Origin of the sequence: Halomonas halmophila (genome assembly GCF_006540005.1) — a bacterium.
In the GTDB taxonomy this organism is placed as follows: Bacteria; Pseudomonadota; Gammaproteobacteria; order Pseudomonadales; family Halomonadaceae; genus Halomonas; species Halomonas halmophila.
This window is the reverse complement of record NZ_BJOC01000019.1, coordinates 13503-30467: the sequence shown is the minus strand read 5'-3', so window position 1 is coordinate 30467 and position 16965 is coordinate 13503. Positions and strand designations below refer to the sequence as shown.

Sequence of the window (16965 nt, the reverse complement as noted above, 5' to 3'; positions counted from 1 at the left end):
CCGGACACGGCCCGGCAGGCCCGGGCCTGGGTTGCGTCGAGGCGCCGGCTCAGCGCTGGTCGGACGCCTCGTTCTCGGCATCCTCCGCCGTCTCCGGCTGGTGCGTCTCTGCTGCCGGGTCCGCGTCGGTCGCTGAGCGCGACCTGCCCCGTTTCTTCAGCCAGTCGGGCACCCTGACCCCCTTGCCGGCCTTGCCGGCTGCTTCATCGAGCAGCTCATGCTTGACCAGTACGGCACTGTTGCGCGGCACGACGGCCTTGCCCCGGCCGACCAGATGGCACTTGGTGAAGGCGGCCCCGAACAGCAGGATCAGGGAAGAGTAGTAGACCCACAGCAGGATGATCACCACCGAACCGGCCGCGCCGTAGGTCGAAGCCGTCGCTGTATAGGTCAGATAGATGGCGATCGCCGTCCGCCCCACCGCGAACAACAGGGCCGTCACCACGGCACCGACCATGACATCCCGCCAGCGCAGCACGACATCGGGCAGCACCTTGAAGATGGTGGCGAACAGCGCCGTGACCAGAGCCAGCGAGACCAGGAATTCCGCGCCGTTGGTCAACAGGCCGACAAAGGGCAGGAGTCCGTCTGCCGCCTTGAGCATCGCCTTGACCATCACGCCGAGGGCCAGGGAGACCAACAGGATGAAGCCGATCGAGAGCACCACGGTCAGCGACAGCATGCGATTCTTGATGAAGATCCACAGGCTGTTGGTGCTGGGTCGCGCAGCCACGCCCCAGAGGGTATTCAGGGAAAACTGCATCTGTCCGAAGACGGTGGTGGCACCCACCAGCAGGGCTCCGACACCCAGCAGGGTGGGTAATACTCCCGACTCCTGGATGCGTGACTGGGTCACCGCGTTCTGCACCAGCTCGGCCGCACTCGCCCCCATGGTGCCCTCGAGCTGGGCGACGATCTGCCCCTGGGCGGCCTCTTCACCCAGCACCACGCCGATCACGGTGACGGCGATGATCACTGTGGGGGCCAGGGAAAACAGGGTATAGAATGCCAGTGAACCGGCATAACTGAACGCATTGCGGTCCAGCCAGAGTTTCACGGCATCGCGCACCACCTGCCACCAGAAGACCACGAAATCCCTCAACCGGGTCCAGGCACTCATCACGCTTTGCTTGATCACGTCAGCTCCTCACATTCCTTGTCGCTTGACAGCATACCGGAGGCCACCGGTGAGGTGCAGGGGGATGCGCATTGCGTGGCATCCGGCAGGCCACCATAATGGTCCTTTCATTGCCCGGAGCGACACGATGAGCGACATGCCGGACGCCGAATCACACGACCCCGATTTCGATTGTCTGGTCTTCATCGGTCGTTTCCAGCCGACTCACCTCGGGCATCTGGCGGTCATCCATCAGGCCCTCAAGCGGGCCCGGCAGGTCATCGTGCTGGTGGGCTCGGCCTGGCAGGCGCGCTCACTGCGCAATCCCTGGCGTTTCGACGAGCGTCGCCGCATGCTGCGCAGTGCCTTCGACGAGGACGACAACCAGCGCCTCGAGATCGAACCGCTGCTGGATGCGCTCTACAACAATGATGTCTGGGTGCGCGATGTGCAACGCAAGGTGCGCGACCTCACCTCACCGCGCCATGCCCGCCTGCCGCGTATCGGCCTGATCGGCGCCAGTCGCGGCCAGTCCAGCTATTATCTGTCGCTGTTTCCGCAGTGGGAGTCGGTGAGCGTGCCCATGGTCGAGGGCATTTCCGCCAGCCAGATTCGCGAACGCCTGTTCCGCTCGCCTCTGGCGGCCGCCGACTATACCAGTGCCGGAGCCGCTCACGAACTGCCGCCCGGCGTGATCGACGGCATTCAGGGGTTCCTGGAGACCGAAGCCTACGCCCAGCTGGTCGAGGAGCAGGGACTGCTCGACCAGTATCGCCAGGCCTGGGCCCAGGCCCCCTACCCGCCCATCTTCGTGACCGTCAACGCCGTCGTCGTGCAGTCCGGACACATCCTGCTGGTCAAGCGCACCGCCGCGCCGGGCAAGGGACTCTATGCCCTGCCCGGCGGTTTCATCAATTCCCAGGAGCGCCTGCTGGATGCCTGCCTGCGTGAACTGCGCGAACGGGTACGCCTGAAAGTCCCGGAGCCGGTGCTCAAGGGCTCGCTGCGCGGTCAGCGGCTCTTCGATGAACCCCATCGCAGCTGGCGTGGTCGGACCCTGGCCGAGGCCTTCTATTTCGCCCTGCGCCCGGATCAGCAACTGCCCCGCCTCAAGCCCGTCCAGGGCGGCGATCATGCGCGCTGGGTGCCGCTCGCCGACCTCGAGCCCGATGGCCTCTTCGAGGACCACTTCTTCATCATCCAGAACTTCCTCGGCCTGCCCGCCGACTTCAGCAGCCCCTGAAGTGCAATCCGGCCTCACGCCTCCAGAAAGTCGCGCGGCAGTTTCATCATCTGCCGCCATAGCTTCTCGACGCCGGGCTTGTGCACCAGCGAGCAGCGATACAGGCGGATTTCCAGCGGCACGTCGTTCTTCGCCTCACCGGCGCGAACCAGCCGCCCGTCATCGAGCTCCTGACGAATGCAGAAATCCGGGATCCAGGCGACTCCCACGCCCTGCAGGGCCATGCCCTTGAGCCCCTCGGCCATGGCGGTCTCGTAGACCGTGCGCAGGCGCATGCGCAGCGGGTCGTTCTTCAACAGCATGCGTACGCTACGCCCCAGGAAGGCGCCCTGGGTATAGGCAAGATGGGGAATGGCATCGCCGTTTTCCAGCGAAAAGCGGGGGCGCCCGCGCTCATCCGGCACACTCACGGGCAGCATCTTGACCTGGCCGATGGCAAAGGACGGAAAGACTTCCGGGTCGAGCTGCATGCTGGCATAGGGATCATAGTAGGCCAGCATCAGGTCGCAGTTGCCCTCGCGCAGCACATGGATGGCGTCCCCCACGTTCATCGCCGCCAGCCGCGTCGGCAGCTCGCCCACGCCCTTCTGCAGTCGCGAGATCCACTGCGGATAGAAGCTCAGCGCCAGCGAATGCGCGGCGACGATATCCAGGGCTTCGTTGGCCATGGACAGCCCGCGCAGATGCCCCAGGCTCTCATTGAGCTGCTCGACCATGCTGCGCGCGGTGACCAGGAACAACTGGCCTTCCGGGGTCAGCCCGACGGGCGTCGTCGAGCGGTCCACCAGGGTGATGCCCACCGCCTGCTCGAGGGCCCGGATGCGCCGGCTGAAAGCCGGCTGGGTGACATGGCGCTGACGCGCCGATGCAGAGAAACTGCGCGTGTTGGCCAGGGCCACGAAGTCTTCCAGCCACTTGGTTTCGAGGTTCACCGGAGCTCCGACTCATGAGTGCATGAAGTGGCTCCCTCAAGGAGCCATGTAACCGCCTTGTCGAGGCCGTAATGTACCGCAGCCATGGATTCTGCCCAAGCCGATCATTGCACCGGCGCCAGCAGATAGGCGGCGCGTGACAAGAGTTTACGCCACATCGCCCGTGACTGGATCTCCTCCAGGGTGACCTCGCGACATGCCTGGAAGTCACGCTCCAGCATGTCGTGAACATCGGCGGCAAAGCGTCGATCCGGCACGAAGGCCGTGATCTCGAAGTTCAGACGGAAGGAACGGTTGTCCAGGTTGACGGTGCCGACACTGGCCGCCACGTCATCGATGAGGATGACCTTCTGGTGGAGAAACCCCGGCTGGTAGCGATAGACCTTGACCCCGGCACGCAGCATGTCCGGCAGGAAGGAAAAGGCCGACAGGAAGACCAGCAGGTGATCGGGTCGCTCGGGGATCATGATACGCACGTCGACGCCCCGCATGGCCGCCAGACGCAGGGCATCCTGCACGCTGTGGTCGGGCACGAAGTAGGGGCTGGTGACCCAGAGCCGCTCATGGGCACTATGAATGGCGTGCTGTACCAGCAGGCTGGCCGTCTCCTGGGGATCGGCCGGCCCGGAAGGCACGATGACCACATTGCGCGATTCATCCGGATGGATCCAGGGTTCCCAGGAGAGGCTGATCACCTCGCCGGTAGCCCAGTGCCAGTCCTCCCAGAAGGCTTCCTGCAGACCCAGCACGCTGGGACCGATCAGATGCAGATGGGTGTCTCGCCAGTGTCCGTGCCGAGGGCTCTCGCCCAGATACTCGACGCCGACATTCGAACCACCGATCCAGCCTTCCCGACCGTCGACGACCATCACCTTGCGATGATTGCGAAAATTCAACTGAAAGCGGTGACGAAAGCCCTTGGAAGAATGAAAGGCAGTGACCAGCACCCCGGCCTCGCGCAGGTCATTCAGGTAACGCTCGGATAGCTGGTGGCAGCCGATCTCGTCGTAGAGAAAGTAGACGCGCACATCGCGCTGGGCGGCATCCTGCAGATGCTGCTTGAGTTCGCGCCCCAGGGCATCCTCGCGGACGATGAAGAACTGAACGACGATATATTCCTCGGCCCGTTCGATTCCCGCGAACAGGCTGTCGAAGGTTGCCCTGCCATCGACCAGCAACCGGGTACTGTTGCCACTTGTCAAGGGCATCATGGCCAGCTTTTCCACGGCCTTGACGTCCGCTTGCTTGGCGCCGGCCAGATAGGGCTCGACCAGATTGCGGTAGCGTGCCAGGACCCGCCGCAGGACGGTATCCCGCTCGCCCCGGGCAGATACATAACCATAGAAGCGCGGCCGCCCGAAAACCCAGTAAAGTGGCACGGCCAGATAGGGAATAGTCACCAGGGAGATCATCCAGGCGATGGCCCCCTGGGAAGTGCGGCTCGACATCAAGGCCTGGACCGCCGACAGGACGCCGAGCACGTGAATCACCAGTATCAGCAGGCCGAAGAGCCAGGATGCCATGCACTGTTTCCTTGGAGATGAAAGCGTCGGCAAATAAGGAATGCGGGCCAGCATACCGGTAACGCCGACGCCCCCGCCAGAGGCAGGGGCGTCGTCAATCGGCCGGAACGCTTCACTGCCTTCAGACGCGCTCGGCGATGATTTCCTTCCACTGGGCCGGGCCGGTCTGATGCACCGAGGTGCCGGCACTGTCCACGGCCACGGTGACCGGCATGTCCTCGACCTCGAACTCGTAGATGGCTTCCATGCCGAGATCCTCGAAGCCGACCACCCGAGCCTGCTTGATGGCCTGGGCGACAAGGTAGGCGGAACCGCCCACGGCCATCAGGTAGACGGCGCGATTGTCGCGAATGGCCTCGATGGCCGCCTCGCCGCGCTCGGCCTTGCCGACCATGCCCAGCAGCCCCGTCTCCTCGAGCATGGTGCGGGTGAACTTGTCCATGCGGGTGGCAGTGGTCGGGCCGGCGGGTCCGACCACCTCATCGCCGACCGGGTCCACCGGCCCGACGTAATAAATGAAGCGCCCCTTGAGATCCACGGGCAGCGATTCACCCTTGCCGATCATCTCGACCATGCGCTTGTGCGCCGCATCCCGGCCGGTCAACAGCTTGCCGTTGAGCAACAGGGTGTCCCCCGGCTGCCAGCTGCGGATTTCCTCGGCGGTAATGGCGTCCAGGTCGACCCGCTTGACGTTATCGCCGGTTTCACGGGTGATTTGCGGCCAGTCCTCGAGCTTCGGGGCCGGCAATGCCGCCGGGCCGGAGCCATCCAGCGTGAAGTGAGCGTGGCGAGTGGCCGCGCAGTTGGGGATGATGGCCACCGGCTTGTTGGCCGCATGGGTCGGGTAATCCTTGACCTTGATATCCAGCACGGTGGTCAGACCACCAAGCCCCTGGGCGCCGATGCCGGTACGATTGACCCTGTCATAGAGTTCGAGACGCAGCTCTTCCGCCCGGTTTGCCGCACCGCGTGCCTGCAGATCCTGGATGTCGATGGGGTCCAGCAGCGATTCCTTGGCCAGTTCCATGGCTTTTTCGGCCGTGCCACCGATACCGATGCCCAGCATGCCCGGCGGGCACCAGCCAGCGCCCATCTTCGGCAGCTGATCGAGGACCCAGTCGACCACATTGTCCGAGGGGTTGAGCATGGCGAACTTCGATTTGGCTTCGCTGCCGCCCCCCTTGGCCGCCACATGGACCTCGACCCTGTCGCCGGGGACCAGTTTGTGATGAATCACCGCCGGGGTGTTGTCGCGGGTGTTCTGACGCTTGCCATCGGGATCGGACAGCACGGAGGCGCGAAGCACGTTGTCGGGCAGCAGATAGGCGCGGCGCACGCCTTCATTGACCATGTCATCGAGACTCATGTCGGTCTCGAAACGCACATTCATGCCGACATGCACGAAGACCGTGACGATACCGGTGTCCTGGCAGATCGGACGGTGGCCGATGGCGCACATGCGGGAGTTGATCAGAATCTGGGCGATGGCATCGCGGGCGGCGGGATTTTCCTCTCGCTCGTAGGCCTCGGCCATGGCATCGATGAAATCCTTGGGGTGGTAATAAGAGATATACTGGAGGGCATCGGCGACGCTCTGGATGAGGTCGTCCTGGCGAATCACGGTCATGAGCAGCGAGCTCCTTGGTGGATCGACGTCCCGCTTCTTTTCCGACCAGGGCTCCGAAACTCGGTCCTGGCCGGCGGCGGGCTACCAGGTCGACCATCATAGCGCACCCGAGCGCCCGGCGGCAGCTCGAGTTGCCCTGGGCTTGCCGAGTGCCGCGACTCCTGCATCAGGTTGGCTGAACTGGTCAAGGCTCACGCTTCGGTCGGCGGGTGTTCGATTCGATGCTGGATAACGGTATAAGAAACGAGTCTGTTCTCGGCACAAGGCAACGCCTCTACGCCGCATTGTCACTCACCCCAGCGCAAGCTGGCGTTCCTTGAGCTCATGCAAACGGTCACGCAAGCGAGCGGCTTCCTCGAACTCGAGGTTCTGGGCCGACTCGAGCATGGCATCTTCGAGTCGCGATATTTCCTTGCGAATCTCTTCCGGCGACAGGGTCTGCGGATCATAAAGGCCCGAATCTTCGGCCACCTTGCGCTCGCCCTTGCGCCCCTTGCTCTTGCGGCCGGGCGTCTGGGCCGACTCGAGGATGTCCGCCACCGAACGGGAAATCGTTTCGGGGGTAATGCCATGTGCTTCGTTATGCGCGAACTGCTTGGTCCGCCGTCGCTCGGTTTCGTCCATGGCACGGCGCATCGAGTCCGTAACCCGGTCACCATAGAGCACGGCCTTGCCATGCGCATTGCGCGCGGCCCTGCCGATGGTCTGGATGAGCGAGCGCTCGTTGCGCAGGAAGCCTTCCTTGTCGGCATCCAGCACGGCCACCAGCGACACCTCGGGAATGTCCAGGCCCTCTCTCAGCAGGTTGATGCCGACCAGCACGTCGAACTTGCCGAGGCGCAGATCACGAATGATCTCGACACGCTCCACGGTATCGATGTCCGAGTGCAGATAGCGCACCCGCACTTCGTGCTCATCCAGGTACTCGGTGAGGTCCTCGGCCATGCGCTTGGTCAGGGTAGTCACCAGCACGCGCTCTTCGGCGGCGCTCCGGGTTCGCACCTCGGAAAGCAGGTCATCCACCTGGGTCGAGGCCGGCCGGACCTCGATTTCGGGATCGAGCAGGCCGGTGGGACGTACCACCTGCTCGACGACCTGGCCGGCATGTTCGGCCTCATAGGGCCCCGGCGTGGCCGAGACGAAGACCGCCTGGGGGCAGATGCGTTCCCACTCCTCGAACTTCATGGGGCGATTGTCGAGGGCCGAGGGCAGACGAAAGCCGTATTCCACCAGGGTTTCCTTGCGTGAGCGATCCCCCTTGTACATGCCCCCCACCTGGGGAACGCTGACGTGGGACTCATCGATGAACAGCAGCGCATCCGACGGCAGGTAATCGAAGAAGGTGGGCGGTGGCTCGCCCGGTTCGCGCCCCGACAGATAGCGCGAGTAATTCTCGATGCCGTTGCAGTAGCCCAGTTCCAGCATCATCTCGATGTCGTACAGCGAGCGTTGCTCGAGACGCTGGGCCTCGACCAGCTTGTCGTTCTGCCGCATCCACGCCAGGCGCTCGGCCAGTTCCTCCTTGATCGAGTCGATGGCGCCCATGATGGTTTCCCGCGGCGTCACATAGTGCGTCTTGGGGTAGATGGTCATGCGCGGCACCTTGCCGCGCACTTCGCCGGTCAGGGGATCGAACAGGCTGATGCTGTCGATCTCGTCATCGAACAGCTCGACCCTCACGGCCTCGTCCTCGGCATCCGCCGGGAAGATATCGATGACGTCACCGCGCACCCGATAGGTCCCGCGCTTGAAGTCCATGTCGTTGCGCGTGTATTGCAGCTCGGCGAGCCGCCGCAGGAAGGCGCGCTGGTCGATCAATTCGCCACGATTGAAGTGCAGCCGCATCTTCAGGTAGGCATCCGGGTCGCCCAGGCCATAGATAGCCGACACCGAGACCACGATCAGGGCATCGCGACGCTCGAGCAGCGCCTTGGTGGCAGACAAGCGCATCTGTTCGATGTGATCGTTGATCGAGGCATCCTTCTCGATGAAGGTGTCCGAGGACGGCACATAGGCTTCGGGCTGGTAGTAATCGTAGTAGGAGACGAAATACTCCACCGCATTGTCGGGGAAGAATGCCTTGAACTCGCCGTACAACTGAGCGGCCAGAGTCTTGTTGGGTGCCATGACGATGGTCGGTCGCTGCAGGCGCTCGACCACATTGGCCATGGTGAAGGTCTTGCCCGAGCCGGTGACACCAAGCAGCGTCTGGTGAGCCAGGCCGGCTTCAAGGCCGTTCACCAAGCCCTCGATGGCCGAGGGTTGATCGCCGGCGGGCTGGAACCTGGACTCCAGGCGAAACGACTTGCTCATGGGTTCTCCCTGCTGTGGCCCGGCCGACAGCAACGACGGCCGTGACGAAAGCTGGTGATCGGCGCCGTCTCTGCCGGCATCAGGACGGCTGACGGGTGTTGATGCGGACCTCGGAGGTCGTCATCAGACGATGTATCGGGCACTTGTGACTGATTTCCTCGAGTCGCTCGCGCTGGGCGTCATCCAGGTCTCCCAGAAAGGTCATGATGACCTCCAGGCAATAGACGCCACGCGGCTCGTCCTGCTCGTCGCGCACGATCCTAACCTCGACGCCTTCCAGCGGCCATTGCTTGCGACGCGCATACATCTGGGCCGTGATAGCCTTGCAGGCACCCAGCGACAGGTCGAAATAATCATGCGGATCCGGCGCCTGTCCATCCCCGCCATAGGCCTCGGGCACATCAACGAGCAGATCCTCGAAGGACTCGATCATGGCTCGCTGACGCAACTTGCCGTCGCGCTCGCTGCGCAATTGTATGCTCATTCAGTTCACCTCGATATCCAGCCCCAGGGACTGGATGGTCTCGATCAGCGCCTGCCGGGGCACCTTGCCATCCACCTCGGCACCATGACGCCCCACCTCGGCGCTTTCGACACCATCCATCATCATCAGCGCCGTGGTGATACGATTGACCTGGTCGGCATTGTCGACCCCCTGGAAATTCAGCGATACCTGCGCCATGCCAGCAGCTCCATTGATCCTCTGTGCGACACGATGGACTCGGCCACCCTCATCAAGTTTCCAATTCTAGCATGATGGCCCGCTGACACCGTCACGACACTTGTATTCCGGCCATGTCACCCTCATTTGACTATCAGACAGAGTCCCGTGAACGCCAATCCGGCAAGGCAGAGCATAAGGATCCGACATGACTGACTGGATCGCGCAGACCGGCGGTCGCCGCGAGAACGAGACACGCATCGTCTTCGACACCCCCGAAGCGGCCCGCCAGGCCCTCGAGGGACCGGTGATGACGCCGCTGGCGCATCTCGGCATGCTCGATGTGACGGGCGAAGGCGCCGAACGCTTTCTCCAGGGCCAGACCAGCGCCCAGATGTCCCTGGTGGATGGCGGCTTCGCGCCGCTGGGCTGCTTCTGCACGCCCAAGGGGCGGATCCTCGCCAATGTACAGATCTGGCGCGTCGATACAGGCCACTATCGACTGCTGATGCACCATGAGCTGGTCGACTCCCTGCGCCAGCACCTGGCCAAGTTCGCCCCCTTCTACAAGGTCGAGCTCACCGATCGCCAGGATCTCGCCCTGATCGGCCTGTTCGGGCGCGAGGCACCGGCGGTCGCCGAGGCCCTGATCGGCATCACGGCGCCCGGCCCCTGGCATCAGGCGGCCCACGACGCCGGCCAGCTGCTCGGCCACCCGGGGCCCACGCCGAGGCTGTTGATCAGCGTGCCCGAGGACCAGGCTGGTAGCCTGTGGTCGCGCCTGGCCGACAAGGTGACGGCGGTCGACAGCGCCACCTGGCGGCTGCAGGACATCCAGGCCGGGCTTGCCTGGCTCGACGCCAGTCAGGGCGACACCTACCTGCCCCAGATGCTCAATTGGGAAGCGCTGGGCGGCATCAGCTTCAAGAAGGGCTGCTACACCGGCCAAGAAGTCGTGGCGCGGGCGCACTTCCGCGGCCAGGTCAAGAAGCGCCTGATGCGGGCCCAACTGGAGGGCGGACAGCTGCCCACCCCCGGAAGCGGCATTGTCGATGCCCGTGACAAGCGCCTCGGGGAAGTCGTCAGCGCCGAACTCGACGCCTACGGCCAGGCCGAGATACTGGCGGTGATGAGCACCCGCGAGCCGGCCGAGCCGCTCAGCGTGGATGGCCAGCAACTCAAGCTGCTGAAACTGCCCTACCCCATTGAACGACTGGATCCCGAGCAGTTGGCGGGCGCGCTATAGGCCACTCAGTCCAGAGCGAACAGGCGGCAGGCCGTGGCAGTACTGTCCGCCGCCACCCGCGACTCCGTCTGCTCTCGCAGCTCGGCCACGATCCGGCAGACCTCGGCGACCCGTGCCGGCTCGTTGCGTTCGCCCTGATGCCCGGCCAGCGGCATGTCGGGGCTGTCGGTCTCCAGCACATAGCCGTCATCGGGCAAGGCGGCCACCGTGCGCCGCAGGCGCTGCGCCCGGGGATAGGTCGTGGCGCCGCCCAGCCCCAGCACGAAGCCGAGCCGATAGAAAGCCATCGCCTGTTCGGGTGACCCCGCAAAGCCATGAATCAGACCACCCGCCGGGGGTGCCAGCTGACGCAGGCGCCGGGCGAGCACATCATTGGCATGCACGCAGTGCAGCACCAGCGGCAGGCGACGCGCCCTGGCCAGACGCAGCTGGGCCTCGAGCAGGGACCACTGGGCGTGCCAGCTGTCCGCGAAGCGAGCATCCAGCCCGCATTCGCCTATCGCCACCACTTCGGGATGGCGGTCGAGCCATTCGCTCAGCGCCGCGATGTCACCCAGATCATCATGGGCGTCCATGAAACACGGATGCAGGCCGAGACATACCGCGACATCTTCCCGCGCCCCCATGGCCACGACATCCGGCCAGCGGGCCCGCGTCGTGCCGGGCACCAAGAAGCTCTCGACGCCGGCCTCCCTGGCTCTCTCGAAAACACCGGCCCGATCAGCGGCAAAGACACTGAAGTCGAGATGACAATGGGCGTCGACGAGGCGCGACATGCTATTGGGCGGTCCAGCCCAGGTCGATGTTCCAGCTTGCCCCGGTCACGGCGCCAGCCGCGTCGGAAGCCAGGTAGCCGACCAGCGAGGCCACCTCATCCGGATCGATGAGGCGCTTGACGGCGGCATTCTTGAGCATGATCTGTTCGATGACCTGCTGCTCCTGCATGTCATGCATGCGCGCCTGGTCAGCAATCTGGTTGTCCACCAGCGGCGTCTTCACATAGGCCGGGCACAGCGCATTGGCGGTGATGCCCTGGCTGCCGCCCTCGAGGGCTGCCGTCTTGGTCAGGCCGATCATGCCGTGCTTGGCACTGACATAGGCCGCCTTGCCCGGGGAGGCCACCTGGGCATGCACCGAGGCAATATTGACGATCCGCCCCCAGCCGGCGGCCCGCATGTGCGGCCATGCCGCCTGGGTCAGCAGGAAGGGAGCCGTCAGCATCAGGTCGATGATATGGCGCCACTTGTCTTCCGCGAACGTCTCGATGGGCGAGACATGCTGGATACCGGCATTGTTGACGAGTATGTCCAGATGACCGAAGCGCTGGACAGCATCCTGAACGGCCGCGCGACAGGCCTCGCCATCGGTCAGATCGGCCTGAAAGAAGGCCGCACCGGCATGCTCCGCGGCCTGGCGAGCTTCCACCTGAAAGTCCACCGCCAGGACCTGGAGTCCCTGCTCACAGAAGTGGCGCATCACGGCCTCGCCGATGCCGCTGCCGGTACCCGTCACCAGGGCGACACGCGGGCGTTGAGTCTGGTCGTTCATTCTCGACTCCTTGGGGAAACATTGCTTAAATGCCTGCGCATGCAAATCGCGGTGTTGCGCTTTACTATGCTCGGCGATTTATTCAGCGCTTCCCTTGTAGGGATTTATCACAACCGGAAGATGAGACGCCTTCAGCATAAGGGAAGCCGGTCGCCATGCCTATCCGCCGACAGTCCGAGGAATCGACACCGGAAGGCGGATGCCGGACACTGGGCGGAGTCGCTTCAACCATGCCGAGGAATCATCATGACACCGGAACAACGACTGGAAATCGCCGAGGACATTGCTCGCCAGGCGGGCCGCATGATTCTCGATGCACGTACCGGCCAGGATTTTCAGCAGCGCTACAAGGATGGCCAGGAGCTGGTCACCGATGCCGACGTGGATGTCGATACCTATATCCGGCAACGCCTCGAGGAAGCCTTCCCCGACGAGCATCGACTCAGCGAAGAGCTCGCCCCCGACCGCGAAAGCCTGGAAGCCCCCAGTGCGCTGTGGATCGTCGACCCCATCGACGGCACCGTGAACTTTGCCCACGGCCTTCGCCATGTAGCGGTCTCCATCGGCTGGGCCAGCGGCGGGCACCTGCACCTGGGCGTGGTGCACGCGCCCTTCCTCGACGAGACCTTCACGGCCCTGTCGGGCCGCGGCGCCCGCCGCAACGGCAAGACCATCCAGGCCAGCCGCTCCAGCCGCCTGAACCGCGCCCTGGTGGGCACCGGGTTTCCCTACCGGCATGACAGCCGTCCGCCCCTCATGCGCCGGCTGATGGCAGTGCTCACCCATTGCCAGGACATCCGCCGCAATGGCTCGGCGGCACTGGACCTGTGCGATGTCGCCTGTGGCCGTCTCGACGCCTATTACGAAAGCGTTGCCCCCTGGGATTTCGCTGCCGGGCTGCTGATCGCCCGGGAAGCCGGTGCCCGCGCCAGCCATCTGTATCCCGGGCCCGGCGGCATCCCCGAGGATCTCTATGGCGAGAACCTGCTGGTCACCAGCCCGGGGCTGCACGATGACCTCGGCGAGCTGCTGCGGCGTGCCGACGCCAGTGAGCTGGCCGACTGGTAGGCAGGCCCGCCGGACCGGGCCAACAGCGTCCCGGCCCCACCGGATAGTCAATGACAATGGCAGCGCTTTGGGACCTCTATTGGCCACGGGCGTCGCGCTCGGTCAGAATCACAGTGCTTACACCGCCTGTCTTCACGCCCCTGCGGCATCCCCATCACAAGGAGATACCCGATGTTCATCGTCATTTTCGGCCGCCCCGCCTGCCCTTTCTGCGTGCGCGCCGAGGCACTCGCCGAACAGTTGCAAAACGCCGGTGCCATCGAAGGCTATCGTTACGTGGACATCGTCGAGGAAGGCATCAGCAAGGCCGACATGGCCAAGACCATCGGCAAGCCGGTGCACACGGTACCCCAGATCTTCGCCGACCAGACGCACATCGGCGGCTTTACCGAATTCAACCAGTATGTGACCGATCACCAACTGTTGTCCGAGGCCGCTCAATGAGCCCTGCGGCCGGCCAGCTCCCGAAAAGACCGCCTGCGGGCGGTTTTTTGTTCTTCGCCACCTTCACTGCACCACACCGAACCGCGCCTCGTTGAATCCGCCCACACCCCGCCCGTTTATAATATGACAAAAGGAAAATCGGCACAGGGCGTCGACACTGGGGATCACGGATGCAACGGGACACCCTCGTCCAGGCACTATGGCTGGACCATGCAAATCGTCAGCCGGATATCGCGGAACTCAAGATCTGGCCCGAGACGATCAGGGCTGAATATCTCACGCTGCTGACATTGAGCCAGGGCCCTTGGTCGGCCAAGGCGATGATGCCGCGCCTGGCCGAGCACGGCTACCGACCCAGGTATCGCTATGCCATGCCGGAACGCGGCCTCTTGTTGACCCTGCTGGCAACCGACATGCCACACGACACCTGGCTGGTGCTGGCAGAGTTTCAGGTGGCCACCCTGGCCCGCCGCCCGCGCGATCTGATGCAACGACTCGTCGATCGCGCTGCCCCCGGCCACGGCTCCCTGCCCATTGGCGGACGCCCCTGGCCCATGCCCGCCTGGGACGAGTATCGGCTGCTGGAGCAGGCAGATCCGCTGGCCGGCTGGCTGGCCATCATGGGCACCCGCGTTCACCATACCGGTTTCGATTGCCACCAGTTGGAAGGCTCTCTCGAAGCGTTCGACCGCGAGCTTGCCCGGCTCGGCTACGTCGGCAATGCCGACCGCCGCCATGGAGTCTTTCCCGTTTCGCCACTGCTCGACTATCGCTTCTACCAGGGGCGTCCTCAACGCCTGTTCTTCGCCGGCGGAGACCGCCATGATGTCCCCCTGGGCGGCCTGGCGCTCATCCAGCAGCGGGTCAACACCAATCAGGAGCGCGGCGTCGAATTGCTGTTGCCCCAGCATGCCTTGTGCGAACTGGGCTGAGGCGCTCCATCGCCGGCTCTAGGCCCTCTACCGACTCAGTGGCGATCATCCACAGATTCTGTGGATAACGCTGTGAACCACCCTGGTAGAAAACCGTTCAGGCCAGGCAGCCTGCCCGCCTGTCACGAAATGGTCAGTTTTTCGACACAGGCCGATTGTCCGACCCCGCGAAACCTGCCTGTAGATTCCGCTGCGTAGTGGTGCCGGCTGTGTGACGGCCCGCCGAGAGGGTGACGTACGGCGCGAAAACGTTACACTGGCAGCACAGCCGGACCCCGATGGGCCCACCCGCCACATCGGTCACTGCAAGGCGCCGCGATAATCCTGGATACGGACCTGGAGATCCACACCATGAACGCTCCACTCTGGCAACCTGCCCCCGAGACCATTGAAGCCACTCAGATGGCCGCCCTGATGCGTCGCATCGAAGCAACGGCGGGTATACGCCTGACGGACTATGCGGACCTCCATGCCTGGAGCATCGAACACCCCGAGGCCTTCTGGTCACTGCTCTGGGACGAATTCGACATCATCAGCGAACAAAAGGGCGAATCGGTACTCGACAATGCCGGGGCCATGCCTGGCGCGCGATGGTTTCCACAGGCCCGCCTGAACTTCGCCGCCAATCTGCTGCGCAGGCGCGACGATGCCCCTGCCCTGATCATTCACGACGAACGCGGACGACGCCGGGAGCTCAGCCACGTCGAGCTCTATCAGCAGGTCGCCAGACTGGCCCGGGCATTGCAGGAAGACGGCGTCGAAGCCGGTGACCGGGTAGCCGGTTTCGTGCCCAACAGCGAACACGCGGTGATCGGCATGCTGGCAGCCGCCAGCCTCGGGGCCGTGTGGTCTTCCTGCTCCCCGGACTTCGGTCACCAGGGCGTGCTCGACCGCTTCGGCCAGATCGGCCCCAAGGTGCTGATCGCAGCGGACGGCTACACCTGGAACGGCAAGGCCATCGACACCCGGTCACGTCTCGCCGACATCGTGCGCTCCCTCGACGACCTGACCCACCTGGTGGTCTTTCCGTTTCTCGAGGACGCCCCCTCCCTGGAAGGCCTGCCACGTGCCGTGGCATGGGAGGACTATCTGGACAACGAGGCCCGGGACATCGACTTTCGTGCCCAGCCGTTCGACCACCCCCTCTACATCCTGTACTCCTCCGGCACCACCGGCACGCCCAAGTGCATCGTCCACAGCGCCGGCGGCACCCTCCTGCAGCACCTCAAGGAACACCGCCTGCATACCGACCTCGACACCTCGGATCGGCTCTTCTACTACACCACCTGTGGCTGGATGATGTGGAACTGGCTGGTCTCCGGGCTCGCCAATGGCACGACCCTGGTGCTGTTCGACGGCGCCGCCTTCGCGCCTGACCCGAGTGTGTTGTGGCGGATTGCCGAACAGGAAGGCATCAGCGTCTTCGGGACCAGTGCCCGTTACATCGCGGCCTGCGAGAAGGAAGGCATGCTGCCGGGTCGTGACCATGACCTCGGTGCCTTGCGTGCCATTCTCTCGACGGGCTCGGCGCTGACCCACGAATCCTTCGACTATGTCTATCGCGACATCAAGCAGGACCTGCTGCTGGCCTCCATTTCGGGGGGCACCGACATTGTTTCCTGCTTCGCGCTGGGCTGTCCGATCCGGCCTGTGTACCGCGGTCAGCTGCAATGCCGCGGGCTCGGCATGGCCGTCGATGTCTTCGACGATAACGGCCGACCGCTGCGGGGCGAAAAAGGTGAACTCGTCTGCACCGCGCCCTTCCCCGCCATGCCGATCGGTTTCTGGAATGACCCGGATGGCGAGCGCTATCACGATGCCTACTTCGCGACCTTCGCCAATACCTGGGCACATGGCGACTATGCCGAGATCACCGCGCAAGACGGCCTGATCATTCACGGCCGCTCCGATGCCGTCCTCAATCCGGGGGGCGTACGGATCGGCACTGCCGAGATCTACCGTCAGGTCGAAAAGGTCGAAGAGGTCCTGGAGTCGCTGTGCATTGGCCAGACCTGGGGCGATGACATGCGCATCGTGCTCTTTGTCAGGCTGCGCGATGGCCGGACACTGGATGACGACCTGCGCCAACGCATCAAGGCCACCATCCGTGGCCACACCACACCCCGTCATGTCCCACAGCGCATCCTCCAGGTTGCCGATCTCCCGCGCACCCTCTCGGGCAAGCTGGTCGAGCTGGCGGTGCGCAATGTGGTCCACGGTGAACCGGTGCGCAATCGCGAGGCCCTGGCCAATCCGGAGGCCCTGGCACTCTTCGAGGACCTGCCCGAACTGCGCGAGTGACAGCCTGACG

General features: G+C 64.2%; 15 protein-coding genes. 6 read left to right on the top strand and 9 right to left on the bottom strand.

The features are described from left to right. Window positions 1–49: 49 nt before the first annotated feature. Complete coding sequence (locus HHA01_RS07165) at window positions 50–1138, bottom strand: YihY/virulence factor BrkB family protein (RefSeq protein WP_307725346.1); 1089 nt, start codon at window positions 1136–1138, stop codon at window positions 50–52. Window positions 1139–1265: 127 nt separating this feature from the next. On the opposite strand from HHA01_RS07165, the gene HHA01_RS07160 reads away from it, so the two are divergent. Further along, window positions 1266–2360 (top strand): bifunctional nicotinamide-nucleotide adenylyltransferase/Nudix hydroxylase, encoded by a 1095-nt coding sequence (locus tag HHA01_RS07160; protein ID WP_141319188.1) that lies wholly within the window; start codon window positions 1266–1268, stop codon window positions 2358–2360. A gap of 14 nt (window positions 2361–2374) precedes the next feature. Here the strand turns inward: HHA01_RS07160 and HHA01_RS07155 are convergent, their stop codons facing one another. The 6 genes from HHA01_RS07155 to HHA01_RS07130 form a co-directional block, all read right to left on the bottom strand. Beyond that, window positions 2375–3292, bottom strand: coding sequence for a LysR substrate-binding domain-containing protein (locus HHA01_RS07155; RefSeq protein WP_141319186.1), 918 nt, complete (start codon window positions 3290–3292; stop codon window positions 2375–2377). Between the two features lie 104 nt (window positions 3293–3396). Beyond that, entirely contained in the window at window positions 3397–4815 is a 1419-nt protein-coding gene (gene cls, locus HHA01_RS07150) for a cardiolipin synthase (RefSeq protein ID WP_141319184.1), read from the bottom strand. Window positions 4816–4936: 121 nt separating this feature from the next. After that, a complete protein-coding gene (locus HHA01_RS07145) occupies window positions 4937–6442 on the bottom strand; it encodes a fumarate hydratase (protein ID WP_141319182.1) in 1506 nt (501 codons plus the stop codon). A gap of 291 nt (window positions 6443–6733) precedes the next feature. After that, window positions 6734–8755 (bottom strand): excinuclease ABC subunit UvrB, encoded by a 2022-nt coding sequence (gene uvrB, locus HHA01_RS07140; protein ID WP_141319180.1) that lies wholly within the window; start codon window positions 8753–8755, stop codon window positions 6734–6736. A 79-nt stretch (window positions 8756–8834) separates the two neighbouring features. Continuing rightward, window positions 8835–9239 (bottom strand): OsmC family protein, encoded by a 405-nt coding sequence (locus HHA01_RS07135; RefSeq protein WP_141319178.1) that lies wholly within the window; start codon window positions 9237–9239, stop codon window positions 8835–8837. After that, on the bottom strand, window positions 9240–9437 hold the full coding sequence (locus tag HHA01_RS07130) for a hypothetical protein (protein WP_141319176.1): 198 nt from the start codon (window positions 9435–9437) through the stop codon (window positions 9240–9242). Window positions 9438–9624: 187 nt separating this feature from the next. On the opposite strand from HHA01_RS07130, the gene ygfZ reads away from it, so the two are divergent. Next, complete coding sequence (gene ygfZ, locus HHA01_RS07125; protein ID WP_141319174.1) at window positions 9625–10662, top strand: CAF17-like 4Fe-4S cluster assembly/insertion protein YgfZ; 1038 nt, start codon at window positions 9625–9627, stop codon at window positions 10660–10662. Between the two features lie 5 nt (window positions 10663–10667). Here ygfZ and HHA01_RS07120 read toward each other — a convergent pair whose 3' ends face one another. Together HHA01_RS07120 and HHA01_RS07115 are read right to left on the bottom strand one after the other, a co-directional pair. After that, window positions 10668–11438, bottom strand: coding sequence for a TatD family hydrolase (locus tag HHA01_RS07120; protein WP_141319172.1), 771 nt, complete (start codon window positions 11436–11438; stop codon window positions 10668–10670). A 1-nt stretch (window position 11439) separates the two neighbouring features. After that, window positions 11440–12210, bottom strand: coding sequence for a 3-hydroxybutyrate dehydrogenase (locus tag HHA01_RS07115; protein ID WP_141319170.1), 771 nt, complete (start codon window positions 12208–12210; stop codon window positions 11440–11442). Window positions 12211–12456: 246 nt separating this feature from the next. Between HHA01_RS07115 and HHA01_RS07110 the strand changes: the two genes are divergently transcribed. The 4 genes from HHA01_RS07110 to HHA01_RS07095 all read left to right on the top strand — a co-directional run bounded on the left by HHA01_RS07110 (window position 12457) and on the right by HHA01_RS07095 (window position 16955). After that, a complete protein-coding gene (locus HHA01_RS07110) occupies window positions 12457–13278 on the top strand; it encodes an inositol monophosphatase family protein (RefSeq protein WP_141319168.1) in 822 nt (273 codons plus the stop codon). A 171-nt stretch (window positions 13279–13449) separates the two neighbouring features. Then, on the top strand, window positions 13450–13722 hold the full coding sequence (locus HHA01_RS07105; RefSeq protein ID WP_141319166.1) for a GrxA family glutaredoxin: 273 nt from the start codon (window positions 13450–13452) through the stop codon (window positions 13720–13722). Between the two features lie 170 nt (window positions 13723–13892). Then, window positions 13893–14654 carry a VOC family protein gene (locus HHA01_RS07100; protein ID WP_141319164.1) on the top strand — a complete coding sequence of 254 codons (762 nt, stop codon included), beginning with the start codon at window positions 13893–13895 and terminating at the stop codon, window positions 14652–14654. 351 nt (window positions 14655–15005) lie between these two features. Further along, window positions 15006–16955, top strand: coding sequence for an acetoacetate--CoA ligase (locus tag HHA01_RS07095; RefSeq protein WP_141319162.1), 1950 nt, complete (start codon window positions 15006–15008; stop codon window positions 16953–16955). Window positions 16956–16965: the final 10 nt, after the last annotated feature.

Excerpts from the sequence above, each read along its gene's own strand:
- HHA01_RS07160 (WP_141319188.1), top strand. The coding sequence starts at position 1,266 with ATGAGCGACATGCCGGACGCCGAATCACACGACCCCGATTTCGATTGT.
- cls (WP_141319184.1), bottom strand. The coding sequence starts at position 4,815 with ATGGCATCCTGGCTCTTCGGCCTGCTGATACTGGTGATTCACGTGCTC.
- HHA01_RS07145 (WP_141319182.1), bottom strand. The coding sequence starts at position 6,442 with ATGACCGTGATTCGCCAGGACGACCTCATCCAGAGCGTCGCCGATGCC.
- uvrB (WP_141319180.1), bottom strand. The coding sequence starts at position 8,755 with ATGAGCAAGTCGTTTCGCCTGGAGTCCAGGTTCCAGCCCGCCGGCGAT.
- HHA01_RS07135 (WP_141319178.1), bottom strand. The coding sequence starts at position 9,239 with ATGAGCATACAATTGCGCAGCGAGCGCGACGGCAAGTTGCGTCAGCGA.
- HHA01_RS07130 (WP_141319176.1), bottom strand. The coding sequence starts at position 9,437 with ATGGCGCAGGTATCGCTGAATTTCCAGGGGGTCGACAATGCCGACCAG.
- ygfZ (WP_141319174.1), top strand. The coding sequence starts at position 9,625 with ATGACTGACTGGATCGCGCAGACCGGCGGTCGCCGCGAGAACGAGACA.
- HHA01_RS07120 (WP_141319172.1), bottom strand. The coding sequence starts at position 11,438 with ATGTCGCGCCTCGTCGACGCCCATTGTCATCTCGACTTCAGTGTCTTT.
- HHA01_RS07115 (WP_141319170.1), bottom strand. The coding sequence starts at position 12,210 with ATGAACGACCAGACTCAACGCCCGCGTGTCGCCCTGGTGACGGGTACC.
- HHA01_RS07110 (WP_141319168.1), top strand. The coding sequence starts at position 12,457 with ATGACACCGGAACAACGACTGGAAATCGCCGAGGACATTGCTCGCCAG.
- HHA01_RS07105 (WP_141319166.1), top strand. The coding sequence starts at position 13,450 with ATGTTCATCGTCATTTTCGGCCGCCCCGCCTGCCCTTTCTGCGTGCGC.
- HHA01_RS07100 (WP_141319164.1), top strand. The coding sequence starts at position 13,893 with ATGCAACGGGACACCCTCGTCCAGGCACTATGGCTGGACCATGCAAAT.
- HHA01_RS07095 (WP_141319162.1), top strand. The coding sequence starts at position 15,006 with ATGAACGCTCCACTCTGGCAACCTGCCCCCGAGACCATTGAAGCCACT.